General features: G+C 65.5%; 12 protein-coding genes. 8 read left to right on the forward strand and 4 right to left on the reverse strand.

Translation table 11 applies throughout. The features are described from left to right. Positions 1–109: 109 nt before the first annotated feature. Genes E2K99_RS06715 through E2K99_RS06730 form a run of 4 tightly spaced genes read left to right on the forward strand, consistent with a single transcriptional unit; the run spans position 110 to position 6,563 of the window. Positions 110–1,294, forward strand: coding sequence for an efflux RND transporter periplasmic adaptor subunit (locus E2K99_RS06715; RefSeq protein WP_134221741.1), 1,185 nt, complete (start codon positions 110–112; stop codon positions 1,292–1,294). A gap of 16 nt (positions 1,295–1,310) precedes the next feature. Beyond that, positions 1,311–4,460, forward strand: coding sequence for an efflux RND transporter permease subunit (locus E2K99_RS06720; RefSeq protein ID WP_134221742.1), 3,150 nt, complete (start codon positions 1,311–1,313; stop codon positions 4,458–4,460). 1 nt (position 4,461) lies between these two features. Next, positions 4,462–5,964, forward strand: coding sequence for an AdeC/AdeK/OprM family multidrug efflux complex outer membrane factor (gene adeC / locus E2K99_RS06725; protein ID WP_134221743.1), 1,503 nt, complete (start codon positions 4,462–4,464; stop codon positions 5,962–5,964). Further along, entirely contained in the window at positions 5,961–6,563 is a 603-nt protein-coding gene (locus E2K99_RS06730; protein WP_134221744.1) for a TetR/AcrR family transcriptional regulator, read from the forward strand. Before adeC ends, E2K99_RS06730 begins: the two co-directional genes overlap by 4 nt. A 4-nt stretch (positions 6,564–6,567) precedes the next feature. On the opposite strand, the gene E2K99_RS06735 is transcribed toward E2K99_RS06730, so the two are convergent. Then, positions 6,568–7,488 (reverse strand): LysR family transcriptional regulator, encoded by a 921-nt coding sequence (locus E2K99_RS06735; RefSeq protein ID WP_134221745.1) that lies wholly within the window; start codon positions 7,486–7,488, stop codon positions 6,568–6,570. A gap of 139 nt (positions 7,489–7,627) precedes the next feature. Here E2K99_RS06735 and E2K99_RS06740 point away from each other — a divergent pair, with 139 nt between their 5' ends. From E2K99_RS06740 to E2K99_RS06755, 4 genes are read left to right on the forward strand one after another with little or no spacing between them, the layout of a single operon-like run. Continuing rightward, positions 7,628–8,863 carry an MFS transporter gene (locus E2K99_RS06740; protein WP_199725000.1) on the forward strand — a complete coding sequence of 412 codons (1,236 nt, stop codon included), beginning with the start codon at positions 7,628–7,630 and terminating at the stop codon, positions 8,861–8,863. 19 nt (positions 8,864–8,882) lie between these two features. Continuing rightward, a complete protein-coding gene (locus tag E2K99_RS06745) occupies positions 8,883–10,403 on the forward strand; it encodes an amidase (RefSeq protein ID WP_134221746.1) in 1,521 nt (506 codons plus the stop codon). Positions 10,404–10,436: 33 nt separating this feature from the next. Then, positions 10,437–10,787, forward strand: a complete 351-nt coding sequence (locus tag E2K99_RS06750) for a RidA family protein (RefSeq protein WP_134221747.1) — start codon at positions 10,437–10,439, stop codon at positions 10,785–10,787. A 20-nt stretch (positions 10,788–10,807) separates the two neighbouring features. After that, complete coding sequence (locus tag E2K99_RS06755; RefSeq protein ID WP_134221748.1) at positions 10,808–11,953, forward strand: NAD(P)/FAD-dependent oxidoreductase; 1,146 nt, start codon at positions 10,808–10,810, stop codon at positions 11,951–11,953. Here the strand turns inward: E2K99_RS06755 and E2K99_RS06760 are convergent. From E2K99_RS06760 to fliD, 3 genes are read right to left on the reverse strand one after another with little or no spacing between them, the layout of a single operon-like run. Beyond that, positions 11,940–12,665, reverse strand: a complete 726-nt coding sequence (locus tag E2K99_RS06760; protein WP_134221749.1) for a hypothetical protein — start codon at positions 12,663–12,665, stop codon at positions 11,940–11,942. The genes E2K99_RS06755 and E2K99_RS06760 overlap by 14 nt on opposite strands. Positions 12,666–12,675: 10 nt before the next feature. Next, entirely contained in the window at positions 12,676–13,938 is a 1,263-nt protein-coding gene (flgE, locus tag E2K99_RS06765; protein WP_034333790.1) for a flagellar hook protein FlgE, read from the reverse strand. Between the two features lie 35 nt (positions 13,939–13,973). Continuing rightward, complete coding sequence (gene fliD, locus E2K99_RS06770) at positions 13,974–16,028, reverse strand: flagellar filament capping protein FliD (RefSeq protein ID WP_134221750.1); 2,055 nt, start codon at positions 16,026–16,028, stop codon at positions 13,974–13,976. Positions 16,029–16,042 lie beyond the last annotated feature (14 nt).

A 16,042-nucleotide genomic window follows, 5' to 3' on the forward strand; every position in this document is an offset into this window, starting at 1 on the left:
TCGTACAGATGTGTTCAGTATTGCTTGACCGGGGAAGAACTGTCAATTAATAATACTGTACAGTTCGGTATTGTTATAAAAACCTTCTTCCCTTTCCGGAGAGTCCTTCATGCGCACCACACCCCTTCTACGGCCCGTCGCTGCACTGGCCATCCTCAGTGTCCTCAGTGCCTGCGGCAAGCCGCCGGGCGGGGCGCCACCAGCAGCGGGTACGCCCGTGCTGGGCGTGATGACGGTACGCGCGCAGCCGGTGGAGCTGCATACCGAGTTGCCGGGCCGGACCTCGCCTTACCAGATTGCCGACGTGCGGCCGCAGGTCAACGGCATCATCAAGGCACGCAATTTCCGCGAGGGCAGCGACGTCAAGGCCGGGCAGGTGCTGTACCAGATCAATCCGGCCAGCTATCAGGCGGCCTATGACAGCAGCGTGGCGGCCCTGGCCAAGGCCGAAGCGAGCGTGAAGACGGCGCGCCTGAAGGCCAGCCGCTACAAGGAGCTGGTGGCCATCAAGGCGGTCAGCCAGCAGGATTACGATGACGCCGTGGCATCCCTGGGCGAAGCCGAGGCCGACGTCGGCTCGGCCCGGGCCAATGTGCAGACCAGCCGCATCAATCTCGATTACGCCAAGGTCGATGCGCCCATCTCCGGCCGCATCGGCAAGTCCAGCGTGACGCCGGGCGCACTGGTCACCGCCAGCCAGACCACGGCGCTGACGACCATCCAGCAGCTCGATCCCATCTACGTCGATGTCACTCAGTCCAGCACCAACTGGCTCAACCTGAAGGAAGCGCTGGCCAATGGCGAACTGCAGAAGTCCGGCAACGGCGCCAAGGTCAGGCTGATCCTGGAGAACGGCCGCACCTACGCACAGGAAGGTACGCTGCAGTTCTCCGATGTGACGGTCAACCAGGACACCGGTGCCATCACGCTGCGCGCAGTCTTCCCCAACCCCAAGACCGACCTGCTGCCGGGCATGTATGTGCGCGCCGTGCTGCAGGAGGGTGTGCGCCAGCAGGGCCTGCTGGTACCGCAACAGGCGGTCAGCCGTGACGGTGCCGGCAAGCCGGTAGCCTTCGTGGTCAATGCGGAGGGCGTGGTGGAGCAGCGCGCACTGGTGACCGACCGTGCCATCGGCAGTCAATGGCTGGTCAGCAGCGGCCTGAAGGAAGGCGACCAGCTGGTGGTCGATGGCCAGCAGCGCGCCACTGCCGGAGCCAAGGTGAAGGTGGTGCCATGGTCGCCCAAGACCACCGTGGCCAGCACCAACGGCAGCGCCGGCAACGGCAACAACTGAGAGGCGGGAAAACATCATGGCTCGCTTCTTCATTGACCGTCCCATCTTCGCCTGGGTACTCGCCATCATCGTCATGCTGGCCGGTGCCATCTCGGTGCTGACCCTGCCGATTGCGCAGTATCCGGCCATCGCACCACCGGCCATCGCCATCACCGCCAACTATCCGGGGGCGTCGGCCAAGACCCTGGAAGACACCGTGACCCAGATCATCGAGCAAAAGATGAAGGGGCTGGATCGGCTCAGCTACATGGCCTCCACCAGTGAATCGTCCGGTTCGGTGACCATCACCCTTACCTTCGAGAACGGTACCAATCCGGATACCGCCCAGGTGCAGGTGCAAAACAAGCTGTCGCTGGCCACGCCCTTGCTGCCCTCCGAAGTACAGCAGCAGGGCATCACCGTAACCAAGTCGGCCACCAACTTCCTGAACGTGCTGGCCTTTACTTCGGAAGATGGCAGCATGAGCGGCTCCGACCTGTCGGACTACGTGGCCGCCAATATCCAGGATGCCATCAGCCGGGTGGAGGGCGTGGGCGACACCACGCTCTTCGGTTCGCAATATGCGATGCGCATCTGGCTCGATCCCAACAAGCTCAACAGCTACAGCCTCACGCCGCTGGACGTGAAGAACGCCATCCAGGCGCAGAACGTGCAGGTCTCGTCCGGCCAGCTGGGCGGCCTGCCTGCTGCCGAGAACCAGCAGATCAACGCCACCATCACGGCCCAGACCCGCCTACGCACCGCCGAGCAGTTCCAGAACATCGTGCTGCGCACGCTCTCCGACGGGGCGCGCGTCAAGCTGCGCGACGTCGCCCGCATCGAACTGGGCAGCGAAAGCTATACCTCGGTCGGCCGCTACAACGGCAAGCCTGCAGCCGGCCTGGCCATCAAGCTGGCCACCGGGGCCAATGCACTCGATACCGTCAAGGCCATCGATGCCCGCGTAGCCCAGCTGGAGAAGTTCTTCCCCGCCGGAATGAAGGTGCAGAAGCCCTATGACACCACGCCCTTCGTGCGCATCTCCATCGAGGAAGTGGTACGCACCCTGATCGAAGCGGTGGTGCTGGTGTTCCTGGTGATGTACCTGTTCCTGCAGAATTTCCGCGCTACGCTGATCCCGACCATTGCCGTGCCGGTGGTGCTGCTGGGAACCTTCGGCGTGCTGGCGGCGTTCGGCTTCACCATCAACACGCTCACCATGTTCGCCATGGTGCTGGCCATCGGCTTGCTGGTGGACGATGCCATCGTGGTGGTGGAAAACGTCGAGCGCGTGATGTCCGAGGAAGGCTTGCCGCCCAAGGAAGCCACCCGCAAGTCGATGGGCCAGATCAGTGGCGCGCTGGTCGGCGTGGCGCTGGTGCTGGCAGCGGTGTTCGTGCCGATGGCCTTCTTCAGCGGCTCGACCGGCGTGATCTATCGCCAGTTCTCCATCACCATCGTCTCGGCCATGACGCTGTCGGTGCTGGTGGCACTGGTGCTGACACCGGCCCTGTGCGCCACGCTGCTCAAGCCCGCGGCCAAGGGCCATGCGCTGGCCACGACCGGTTTCTTCGGGTGGTTCAATCGCCAGTTCGATCGCGGCAACCTGCGCTACCAGGGCATCGTGCGTCACATGCTGGGGCGCGGCTGGCGCTACATGGCCGCTTACGCGGTGCTGCTGGCGCTGGTGGTGACGGGTTTCATGAAGCTGCCCGTGGGATTCCTGCCGGATGAAGACCAGGGCACGCTGTTTGCGATCCTGCAGTTGCCCTCCGGTGCCACGAAGGCGCGCACCGATGAAGTCATTCAACAGGTCGAGCATCATTTCCTGGTGGACCAGAAGGATGCGGTATCGGGCGTGTTCGCCGTCTCCGGTTTCAGCTTCGCCGGTAGCGGCCAGAACATGGGCTTTGCCTTCATCAAGCTCAAGCCCTGGGATGAGCGCAAGGGCCCCGGACTCTCGGTGACCGACGTCGCGGCCAAGGCCGGTGCGGCCTTCGCGCAGATCCGCGATGCCCGCGTATTCGCCTTCGCCCCGCCGGCCGTGTCCGAGCTGGGCAATGCCACCGGCTTCGACCTGATGCTGAAGGATGAAGCCAACCTCGGCCACGCCGCCCTGATGCAGGCGCGCAACCAGTTGCTGGGCACGCTGATGCAGGACAAGCGCCTGGTGGCGGTGCGCCCCAACGGCCTCGAAGATACACCGGAGTTCCGCCTCAATGTCGATACCGACAAGGCCGGTGCACTGGGCGTGGCCATGTCCGACATCAATGACACCATCGCCACCGCCTGGGGCAGCAGCTACGTCAATGACTTCATCGACAAGGGCCGCGTCAAGAAGGTGATGCTGCAGGCCGATGCGCAATACCGCATGCTGCCCTCCGACCTCGATCGCTGGTACGTGCGCAACAGCGCCGGCACCATGGTTCCCTTCAGCGCCTTCTCGACCGCCAGCTGGACTTCCGGTTCGCCCCGCCTGGAGCGCTACAACGGCGTGCCCTCCATGGAAATCCTCGGCATGGCCTTGCCGGGGGCGGCCTCCAGCGGTGAAGCCATGGCCATCGTGGAAGCGGCCATGGCCAAGATGCCACCTGGCATCGGCTATGAGTGGACCGGCCTGTCGCTGCAGGAAAAGGCCTCCAGCGGCAAGACCGGCCTGCTGTATTCGATCTCGATCCTGATCGTGTTCCTGGCGCTGGCGGCGCTCTATGAAAGCTGGGCGGTGCCGTTCTCGGTGATCCTGGTGGTACCGCTGGGCGTGTTCGGCGCATTGCTGGGCGCGATCCTGACCTGGAAGATGAATGACGTCTACTTCCAGGTGGGCCTGCTGACTACCATCGGCCTGGCCTGCAAGAACGCCATCCTGATCGTGGAATTTGCCAAGGATCTGCACGAGCATGGCAAGAGCCTGGTGGAAGCGACGATGGATGCGGTGCGCATGCGCTTGCGTCCTATCCTGATGACCTCGCTGGCCTTCATCCTCGGCGTGCTGCCGCTGGTGCTGGGCAGCGGTGCGGGTGCCGGCGCGCAGCATGCGCTGGGCACGGCGGTGATCGGCGGCATGCTCTCGGGCACGGTGCTGGCGGTGTTCTTCGTGCCGCTGTTCTTCGTGATCATCATGAAGCTGTTCGCCCGCAAGCCTTCCTCCGCGCCGCAAGGCCAACCCGCGATTTCCCCGGAGCACTGACATGAATCCTTCCCTGACCCATCGCGCCGCGCATCGTCCCCGCGCGCTGATGACACCGCTGTTGCTGGCCATGCTGCTGGGCGGCTGCACCCTGATGCCCGAGTACCAGCGGCCCGCCGCCCCCGTGGCGAGGCAGTTTGCGGGCGACCACAGCGCAGCGGCCGCGAGCGGCACGCCGGCCATGGCGGTGTCTGATATCGGCTGGCGTGATGTCTTCACCGATCCGACATTGCAGGAGGTGATAAGCCTCAGTCTGGCCAACAATCGCGATCTGCGCGTGGCCGTACTCAACATCGAGAAGGCGCGCGCCCAATATGGCGTGGAGCGCGCCGCACTGTTCCCGACCATCAACGCCGCCACCAGTGAATCGGCCAGCCGCACGCCGGCCGACCTGTCGGCCACCGGCCGTGCGCTGACCGCGCGCAGCTATACCGCCACGCTGGGTTTCAGCGCCTACGAACTGGACCTGTTCGGTAGAGTCCGTAGCCTCAAGGAACAGGCGCTGCAATCCTTCCTCTCCACTGCCGAGGCACGTCGCAGCACCCAGATCAGCCTGATCGCCGAAGTCGCCACTGCCTGGCTGACGCTGGCCTCCGACCAGGACCGCCTGCGCCTGGCCAAGGACACGCTGGCCAGCCAGAGCAGCAGTTACGAACTCACGCAGCGCAGCTTCGACTTGGGCTCGTCCTCGGCGCTGACCTTGCGCCAGGCGCAGACCAGCGTGGAGAGTGCGCGCGTGGACGTGGAGAGCTACACCGCCCAGGTCGACCAGGACCGCAATGCCCTGGTACTGCTGGTGGGCAAGGATCTGCCGGACCGGCTGCTGCCGCAGGGTTTGCCCGATACCGCACTGGCCGCCGCCAGTCCGCTGGCGACCATTCCGCCGGGGCTGCCCTCGGACCTGCTGCAGCGGCGCGCCGACATCGTCGAGGCCGAACGCACGCTGCGTGCCGCCAATGCCAACATCGGAGCGGCGCGCGCGGCCTTCTATCCCAGCATCAGCCTGACTGCCGATGCGGGCACGGCCAGTGCGCGGCTGGCCGGCCTGTTCAAGGGCGGCTCGGGTTCGTGGAGTTTCGTGCCGCAGATCTCCTTGCCGATCTTCGATGGCGGCGCCAACCAGGCCAACCTGGATATCGCCACCATCAGCCGCGACATCAGCGTGGCCCAGTATGAGAAGGCCATCCAGACCGCCTTCCAGGAGGTCTCGGATGCACTGGCCCAGCGCAATACCCTGGGCCGCCAGTTGAAGGCGCAGGAGGATCTGGTGGACGCCAGCGATGCCTCGTACCGGCTTTCGCAGGCGCGCTTCAACAATGGCGTGGACAGCTATCTCACCGTGCTCGATTCGCAACGCACGCTGTACTCGGCGCAGAAGACCCTGATCGGTACGCGCCTGTCGCGCTGGACCAATCTGGTGACCTTCTACAAGGCGCTCGGCGGCGGCTGGGTGGAACGCTCCGGCAGCCCTGTCGCCAGTGACCTGGCCACGGCCGCGCCATGAGCCCGCGCGCCGGCAAGACCCGCGCCATCCTGCTCGATGCCGCGCTGGCCGCGTTTGCCCGGCGCGGCGTGCGGGCCACCACGCTGGAACACGTGGCGGCCAGCGCGGCTTTTACGCGCGGGGCGGTGTACTGGCACTTCCCGGACAAGCTGTCCCTGGTCAATGCCGTGTTCGATGATCTGGTCTGGCCCTTCGACATCGGTCCGGAACTGGCGGTCTATCGCCAGAGCGAGCAGCCGCTGTTGTTGCTGCGCGAGGTGCTGTGGTTGAAGCTGCTGGACTACCTGCGCAACGTACGGCAGCGGCGTCGCATGGAAGTGGTGCTGCGTTATCGCGGCACGCCCGAGCTGCCGGAGGAATTGGGTGAACGTATCGAGTCGCTGAGCCTGCGCGCCCTGCAGCATCTGACCGCCGCCCTCAATATCGCCTATGAACGCGGCCAGTTGCGGCGCGGACTCACGCCCATCGACGTGGCGCGCTGCCTGGTGGCGGCCTGCATGGGCGTCATTGCCGAGCACATGGAAGACCCGCAGGCGCGCCTGGAACATTCCTTCCATCTGGCACCGCTGTTGGTGCTGCAAGGCGCTGAAGTGGCGTAAAAGTTCAGTGCCGCCCGCTGGCGCGCGCGATCAGGGCGTTGAGGAAAGCGCGCGCCGCATTGGGCAAGGTGCGTCCGGCCAGGGACTGGATTTCCAGCTGCAGGGTGTTCATGTCCTTGTCCCGGATGGGCAGGGCGGCCAGCTGTCCTTCGCGCACCAGCTTGCGGATGGGCAGCGCGGCCGAGAAGCCGATGCCGTCGCCGGACATCACGAAGCACAGCAGGGCACTGATGGAGTCCGCCGCCAGGGTCGGCTCCAGCAGCACGTTGCGGCGGCTGCAGCAGGCATCGATCAGCCGCCGCATGGTGATGTTCTTCTGCGGCATGGCCAGCGGATACGGGGCAAGTTCCGACAGGCTGACCTGCTTGCGATGGGCCAGTGCATGGTCCGGCCGCATCACCGCCATGATGGGCGCGCGCTGGGCGAACTCGACCTTGATGTCCGGATCCGGTGCCATGGTGAAGGTCAGTCCCAGGTCGACTGCGCCTTCGCGGATCTGCTGCGCCACGTGGACTGCATTGCCCACCGAGAGCTGGAAACGGATGCCCTTGTGCTGGCGGCAGAATTGCTCAATGGCCGCTGGTACGAATTCCAGCGCGAAACCCTCAGTGGTCGCCAGCTTCACCTCCCCGCGCCGCAAGCCCTTCAAGGCCGCCAGTTCATTGCCGATGCGTTCGGCTTCCAGTTGCTGGCGCAGCGCGTGCGCGGCCAGCAGTTCTCCGGCGGCATTGGGCCGCATGCCGCGCGAGACGCGCTCGAAGAGCGGCGTGTCGAGTTCGGCTTCGAGCCGCGCGATCTGGCGGCTGATGGCCGAGGAGGCGACGTTGAGCGTATTGGCCGCTTCGGTAATGGAGCCGCGCCGCACCACTTCAAGGAAGTAGCGCACGGCGGTCTCCTGCAGCACACGGGTATGGATGATGGACATCCATGAATTGTAGGAATGGTTTGCCGATTCGGCAATCACTGGTTCGAAAACTTGTACTTGTGGCAAACCATGTGCAGGCTTAGGATGCTTTCACGGATCGGCGGCAGGGTGCCCGCCGTCGCGTCGCGAGGGAGGCTTCATGGATGCTGCACAGGCTGCAATGACGAAGGCGCAGGGCGAGGGACGCTACAAGTATCTGGTATTGGTGCTGCTGTACCTGGGCTGGTGCGTGTCCTACATCGACCGCGCCGCCATCACCTTCGCCGCCACCCAGATCGCCAGCGAATTCGCGCTCAAGCCGTCCGACCTCGGCATCCTGCTGTCGAGTTTCTTCCTCGGCTATTCCCTCCTGCAACTGCCCGGCGGCTGGCTGGCCGACCGCTACGGTTCGCGTCCCGTCATCGTCATCTCCATCCTGCTGTGGTCGGTCTTCACCGGCGTGACCGGCATGGCCTGGTCGGTGACCAGCCTGGTGGTGATCCGCTTCATCTTCGGTCTGGGCGAGGGCGCGTTTCCGGCCGCCAGCGTCAAGGGCGTGGCAGAAAACTTCAGCCGCGAGGAACGGCCCAAGATGTCCTCGCTGCTGATGTCCTCCAACTACATCGGCAGCATGCTGGCCCCGCTGCTGATCGCACCGCTGATCATGCATTTCGGCTGGCGCGCGGTGTTCCATACCATCGGCATTGCCGGGCTGGTGTTCGCCCTCGTGTACTGGTTCTGCGTGCGTCCGGTACGGCCCGGCAAGGACGGTCCCAAGGCCATCAACAAGGAAGCCTTCGCGGCCCTGCTCAGGATGCCGCTGATGTGGAAGATCGTGGCGGTGTGGTTTGGCCTGTCCATCATCAACAAGGGGCTCGACAGCTGGATGCCGACCTATCTGATGACCGTGCGCGGCCTCAATCTCAAGGCGGTCGGCTTGCTGCTGCCGCTGCCCTACATCATGGCCGGTCTGTCGACCGCCATCGGCGGCTGGGTCATGGTGCGCTTCTTCGATGGCCGTGAGAAGCTGCTGCTGATTGCCTCTTCGCTGCTGACCGCCGTCTTCGTCTACTGCATGTACACTGCCGCGACCGTCGAGGGCGTCATCGCCTGGCAATGCCTGGCTTACTTCTTCAAGTCCTTCGTGCTGGCCACCTGCATCGCGTTGCCGACCAAGCTGCTGCAGGCGCAGCTGGTGGGCAGCGGCGTGGGCATGGTCAACCTGGGCGGGCAACTGGCGGGCTTCATTTCGCCGCTGGTGATCGGCTTCCTGGTCAGCGCCTTTGCCAACTACGATTACGCCTTCAGCTTCCTGATCGGCGCGGCCCTGTTCTCGGTGCTGGTGAGCCTGTTCATCCGCACCAGCAAGACCGGTGGCCAGATGCAGCCGGCCTGATCCACTTACAAGGAAATTCATGTCCGATTCCCTCGTCGAAAAAACTGCCGTCGAACTGCGCCAGCTGATCGGCAGCAAGCAAGTCTCTCCGGTCGAGTTGCTGGACGCCTGCATCGCCCGCATCGAAGACCTCAATCCCCACATCAACGCCGTGACCGCCACCTGCTTCGAGCGTGCCCGCAAGGAGGCGCGTGCGGCCGAGCAGGCGGTCATGGTCGGGGCTGAACTGGGGCTGCTGCACGGCCTGCCCATCGGCATCAAGGATCTCGAAGAAACCGAAGGCCTGCTGACCACCTACGGCTCGCCTATCTATCGCGGCAACGTCCCCGCACACGACAACGCGCTGGTGGCGCGCCTGCGCGCGGCCGGTGCCATCGTGGCCGGCAAGACCAACGTGCCCGAGATGGGGGCCGGGGCCAACAGCCGCAATACGGTGTGGGGGGCCACCGGCAATCCCTTCAATCCGCTGCTCAATGCGGGCGGCTCCTCCGGAGGCTCGGCGGCGGCGCTGGCGGTGGACCTGCTGCCGCTGTGCTCGGGCTCGGATACCGGTGGCTCGCTGCGCATTCCGGCGGCCAAGTGCGGCGTCGTGGGATTCCGTCCCTCGCCGGGACTGGTACCGAGCGAGCGCAAGCTGCTGGGCTGGACGCCGATCTCGGTGGTCGGTCCGATGGGCCGCAATGTGGCCGATACCGTGCTGCAATTGCGCGCCACCATTGGCCTGCATGCCAGCGATCCCTTGAGCCACGCGGTCGATGAAGCGGCGTTCGCGGCCTTGCCGCCGGTGGACTTGTCGCGCCTGCGCATCGGCTATACCGAAGACTTCGGCGTGTGCGCAGTGGACGAGGGCATTCGCGCAGTGTTCCGCCAGAAGATGGCTGCCATCAGCCGTTTCGTGCAGGTTTGCGAGCCCGTGGAGATGGAGATGGGCGAGGCCCATCGCGCCTTCGACGTGATCCGTGCCGAAGCCTTCGTGGCAGGGTTCGAGGCCGCCTATCGCCGCGATCCCGCTTCGCTCGGCCCCAACACCCGCGCCAACTACGAGATGGGTGCGGCCATGAGCTTGTCCGACTGCGCCTGGGCGCAGGGCGAGCAGACGCGCCTGTTCCGTCGCTTCCAGCAGCTGTATGCGCGCTATGACCTGATCCTCTCGCCGACCACGCCGGTGTCGCCTTTCCCGTGGAGCGAGCTGTACCTGAAGGAGGTCAACGGCGCGCCATTGGAAAATTATTATCGCTGGCTGGCCCTGACCTATGTGGTCACACTGGTTACCAATCCCTCGATCTCGCTGCCCTGCGGCCGTGATCATCGCGGCATGCCCTTCGGCTTGCAGGTCACCGGTGCCTTCCGCGACGATGCCCGTTTGCTGGCCTGGGCCGGCGCGCTGGAGGCGGCGTTCGCGGGCGATGAGACATTGCAGCGGCCACGGCCTGACCTGGCGAAGCTGAAGTCCGTCAACGCAGAGCTGACGTCCCTGGTTACCCATCCGCCCATCTTCGATGGTGCGGCGACGGCAGCGTCGGCGCAGGCTGCGGTATAAACCATTTATATCATTTCATTCTTGAACGATTCCATGAACACGATCCAACGCTTCAATACCAATGCCCGCATGAGCCAGCTGGTGCTGGCCAACAACTTTGCCTTCGTCGCCGGCCAGGTGGCGGACCATCCGGGTGCGCCCATCCCGCAGCAGGCCAGCGAAGTGCTGGCCAAGGTCGATGCCCAGTTGCAGGCCCAGGGGATCGCGCGCGAGCGCATCGTCAGCGCCAATGTCTGGCTCTCCAGCCCGGAGCATTTCGCTGCCTTCAATGCGGTGTGGGATGCCTGGGTCCCTGCAGGCCATGCGCCCACGCGCGCCTGCGTGCAGGCACTGCTGATGGCCCCGGGGCTGGACGTGGAAGTGGCCGTCATCGCCGCCCTCTGAAAAGATCACGGAGTTTGCCCATGAGCCAGCAAGGCCGCGTCGACTATCTCATCATCGGGGCCGGCATCGCCGGTGCCTCCATCGCTTACTGGCTGGCGCGTCACGGCAGCGTGCTGCTGCTGGAGCGCGAATCGCAGCCGGGCTATCACAGCACCGGCCGCTCGGCCGCGCTCTACATGGAGAGCTACGGTCCGCCGCAAGTGCGGGCGCTGACCTGCGCCAGCCGCGCCTTCTTCGATCATCCGCCCGAGGGCTTCGCCGACCATGCCCTGCTGACGCCGCGCGGTGCCTTGTTCTATGCGACCGCTGCCTTGCACGCGGAACTCGATGCCCATGAAGCGCTGGTGCGTTCGGTGTCCGACAAGGTGCAGCGCCTCGATGCGGCGCAGACCCGCGCCATGGTGCCAGTGCTGCGTGAGCAAGACCTGATCGGTTCGGTCTACGAGGAAGATGCCAGCGACATTGACGTGCATGCCTTGCACCAGGGCTTCCTGCGCGGCGCGCGGGCAGCGGGCGCACGCGTGCTGTGCAATGCCGAGGTGCAGTCGCTGCAGCATGGCCATGCGCAGGGAGAGAGCACGTGGCATGTGCAGACGAGTCAGGGCGAGTTGCGCGCGGGCGTCATCGTCAACGCCGCCGGTGCCTGGGCCGACGAGATCGGGCAACTGGCCGGAGCCGCGCCCATCGGACTGGTGCCGAAGCGGCGTTCAGCCTTCACCTTCACGGCACCGGCCGATAGCGCCCACTGGCCAATGTTCATGCCGGTCGATGAATCTTTCTACATCAAGCCGGATGCCGGCCTGCTGCTGGGTTCGCCGGCCAATGCCGATCCGGTCGGAGCGCACGACGTGCAGGCCGAGGAACTGGATATCGCCATCGCCATCGACCATATCCAGAACGGCACGACGCTGGAGATCCGGCGTCCGGCGCACGTCTGGGCCGGCCTGCGTTCCTTCGTGAGCGACGGCAGTTTCGTCGGCGGCTACGACGCCAAGGTGCCGGATTTCTTCTGGGCTGCCGGGCAGGGCGGGTATGGCATTCAGTCGTCACCGGCGGCGGGCGAGGCCTATGCGGCCCTGATCCGGGGCGAGCCGGTGCCGGCGCATATCGCGCGCTTCGGGGTCGATGCCGCGGCCTTGAGTCCGGCGCGGCTCAGGCCAGCTTGAGGCTGGCCGTGCTGCGCATCTGCGCTGCCTCTTCTTGTGCCTGCATCGCCTCCACCAGCTTGTGCAGCACCTGGCCGGTGAGGCGAGCGAGCAGGCCCTCGTGATCCTGCTCATACTTTTTCAACAGCCGCAGGCAATCCTGATCCACCCACATCCAGTCGCCGCTGCGGCTCTGCGGCGGCAATTGCGCGCGTGCTGCCAGCGGTAGCGGCGCTATCTCCTCCTGCCATGCCCACAGGTAGTCGTGACGGTGCGAGCGCGTGAAGGGCAGCCCGCAGACCTCGGCCACCAGCGGGTCGTGGCGCATGGTGAAATCGATGATCTCGCGCCGCAGGCTGCCGTCCGGCATCGGATGCAAGGCTTCGATCCAGCAATGGTAATCCTTCAGTTCAGACAGCTTGCGCGCACTGCGCCGTGCCTTGCGGCCCGGATGCATGGCAACGTAGAGACCGCTGCCGCAGTCAATGACCTCGCCGCCCGACAGCGCCGTGTAAGGACGATTGAGCAGGAGGCGCAGCACGCGCGCACCTACCAGGGCGTAATCGGCGCAGCGCCCCAGCGTGCCCATGGTCAGCCGTGCTTCGGCGGCCGCTTCTTCCATGACCGCATTGAGGGCGGCATCGATCATGCCGCGCAGCGCCGGGGCGACCGGCAGCGTGAGGGCGGCACCGTTGGCGGCGGGGGCAGCGGCGAAGGACATACCGGGACTCATGCGTGCATCCTCATCGCAGGCTGATGAGCGTCTGCAATACCGTGTCCTGCACCTTGATGGATTGCGAATTGGCCTGGTAGACGCGCTGCGCCACGATCATGTTGACCAGCTCGGCGGTCAGGTCGACGTTGGATTGTTCGACGGCACGGCCCTGCAGGCTGCCGAAGGTGGCCGTGGTGGGGGTGCCGACCAGCGGACTGCCGGCCGCCGCCGTGGCCTGGTAGAGATTGTTGCCCAGCGGCTGCAGTCCGTTCGGGTTGGCGAAGTTGACCAGCACGATCTGGCCCAGCACCTTGGTTTGCTGGTTGCTGTAGCTGCCCACCAGGCTGCCATCCTTGCCGATACTGAAGCTGGAGAGCGTGCCCGGCGGCGAGCCATCCTGCGATTGCGCCAGGTTGGCAAAGGCCGAACCGGTCTGGGTGGAGCCGGCGTAGTTCAGTGCGATGGGCGTGGGGAAGCTGGCCCCGCCCTTGACCATGCTGCTCAGGTCGACCGTCATGCCGGTGCTGGCGGTGAGGGCACCGGTGGCATCGAAGCGCAGCGTGCCCAGCAGTTGCGGGCCGGTGGCCGGTGGCGCGGCGTTGATCAGCTTGCCGTCCAGCGTGCCATACACCGACCAGGTGGTAGCGGGCGGGCTGCCGGTCGGCGGGCTCTTCACGTAGTAGGTCTGCAGCGAATACGGATTGCCCAGGCTGTCATACACGGTCGCGCCGGTGGAATTGTTGTAGCTGTTGGGATTGGCCGGATCGAAGGGACTGATGGTCGGCACGCTCTTGCGCGAGTCGAGGTTGATCTTGGTGGTGATGCGCGAGGTGGCAGTGGCCGGGAGGGTGGCCGTATCGATCTTCAGCGGTACCGGATCGCCGCCTGCGGCACCGGCCGGATAGCCGGTGAGATAGGCACCGTTCATGCTGGGGTTGATGAGGTAGCCATCCTTGTTCAGCTGGAACTGGCCATTGCGCCCGTAACGCGGGGACTGGTCATTCAGGTTGGCCGCCATGCGGAAAAAGCCGTCGCCGTTGATCGCCACATCCAGCGCATTGTTGGTGGTGGCGATGTTGCCCTGGGTGAAGGCCTGGCTGACATTGGCCAGTGTCACTCCGATGCCGACCGGCGAATTGCCGGAGCGGTTCATGGAGTTGGCATAGGCGTCGGCAAATTGCACCTGTCCCTGCTTGAAGCCGACGGTGCTGGCGTTGGCCACGTTGTTGCCGACGACTTCCAGATGTTTGCTCGCGCCCTGCAGGCCGCTGAGTCCCTGTTGAAAGCTCATGGTGGTGGTTCCGTTGAGTGAGGTGGAAAAGGGCGTCAGGTCTTGCGCAGGCGCGCCAGTTGCTGGGTCAGGTAGGACTGCGAGGCCTGCATCCGGGCCAGCGTCAGGTTGAGGCGATTGAACTGGTTGGTGTAGCTGTCGCGCAGGTTGGCCAGGCGTTCGCGGGCGGCGGCCTGCTGGTCGGAGACCGTCTTGAGGCTGCTCTGCAGGCCGCGCGTCTTGCCGGCCAGCAGCCCGGTCTCGCCCAGCACCTTGTCCAGCAGGGCCTGGCTGCGCATGACCACGCCGCCCTTGTCGGTGAACAGGCGCGCCAGCGCATCGAAGCTGGTGCTGCCGGCCTTGCTCAGGCGGGCGTCGTCCAGGGCCAGCGTGCCGTCCTTCTTGAAACTCACGCCAATGGCCGCCAGCGAGCCATGCTCATTGCCGCTCACGGCCCCCAGCACCGCGTTGCGCAACTGCCCCATCAGGGCCTGCACCATCGTTTCGCTGGCCAGTGGTCCCTGTTCGCCGGCCTGGCCGCGCACCTTGGAGGGGACTTGGCGGGTCAGTGTGGCGACCGACTTGGTCAAGGCATTGAAGGCATTGACGAAACTGTTGACCGCCTCCTTGGCACCGCTGTTGTCGTTGCTGACGGTGAGCGTGAAGCGGTCGCTGCTACGGGTGGTCTTGTTCAGGTTGAGGGTCACGCCGGAGATGGCATCGCGGATCTGGTTGCCGGGGGCGGTGATGGCCACGCCATCAATGCTGAGGCGGGCGTCCTGCGGGCGCTGCAGCTGGCCCATGGCGCTGGCCGTGAGCACCGCATAGTCGCCGCTGCCGCGCAGGCGAATGGCATCGCTGCCGCCGTTGCTCAGCACCAGCCGTTCCACGGCCTGGTCACCCTGGCCTTCGCGCCGCACCGTCGCGGTGACGCCGGCCTTGGCTTCATTGATGGCGCTTGCCACGTCGGCCAGGCCCGGTGCGGCACCCGCCGTGCTGGAGGCCGGTGACAGGCTGAAATTGCGGGTGCCAACCGTGAGGCTCACGGTCCCTGTACCGAAACGTTTTTCCAGCGCGACCGATGCGGTGCTGACATTGCCGGAAGGATCGGAAGCGAACACCGCAAAGTCCCCCGTGCCCGAGACCCGGATGGCGTTTTGCGCGCCGCTCTCCTTGGCGGTGAGCACCAGGTGTTCCTGCTTGCCGTCGCTGACGATGGAGGCATTCACGCCAGCCTCTGCCGCATTGATGGCATCACGCACGCCGGCGAGGGTGTGGTTGGCGGGTTTGATGAGCGCGGTCGATCCCTGCCCGGTCTTGATCGCCAGCACGCCCACGTCGAAGGTCGTGCCGGGGTTGATGCCGGCCGAGCTGAGCTTGTGCGCCTGCGCCAGTTGCTCCACGCTCAGCGCATAGCTGCCGGCCGCCGCACGGGTGGCGTCGCGCGCGGCCTGGGTTTGCGTCATGGCACCGGGTCGCTGCTGCTGTGGATCGAAGCTGATCGCGGAGAGACTGTTGTTGGATCGTACGCTCAGCGTGTTGGCGGTGCCGCCGGTATTGGATTCCAGGACCAGGTGTTCACCGGCTTCGTCGCGCGTGACGCTGGCGGTCACGCCTGCGTTGGCGGCGTTGATGGTATCGCGCAGCCCGGTGACGGTGGCGTCGGCCTTGAGCGTGATGAATGTCGGCGGCCGGGTGCCGACCTTGATGGCCAGTGAATCGCCAGCCCGGAACAGGTGGCCGCTGGCAAAGCCGCCGGAGCGGATCTTCTGGGCCAGCGCGCGGGTGGAGTCATCGGCGTTGATGTCGGCGCTGATGGCGTCGGCCCCGGTCTTGACCTCGCCGCCACTGCCCGTGGCGTTGCCGCTGTTGCTGACCGCCGCCTTCTGGGCGCTGAACCTGGCGGCCGTCAGCCCGGCCAGCGCGCTCTGGTAGGTGCCGAGCGCCTTGTCGAGGCTGCCATAGGCGGCCAGCAGGGCATTGAAGCCATCGGCCTTGCTGGCCAGCGGCGTCAGGCGCGATTTGCTTTCCACGGCGACCAGCTGGTTGACCAGGTTGGCCACGTCCAGTGGTCCCGCCGAGGTGGAGATGGAGCCGGTAGATGTTGCCATGTTGCCTCCGTAGC

The organism is Herbaspirillum huttiense (assembly GCF_004367745.1).
Lineage (GTDB): Bacteria > Pseudomonadota > Gammaproteobacteria > Burkholderiales > Burkholderiaceae_D > Herbaspirillum > Herbaspirillum huttiense.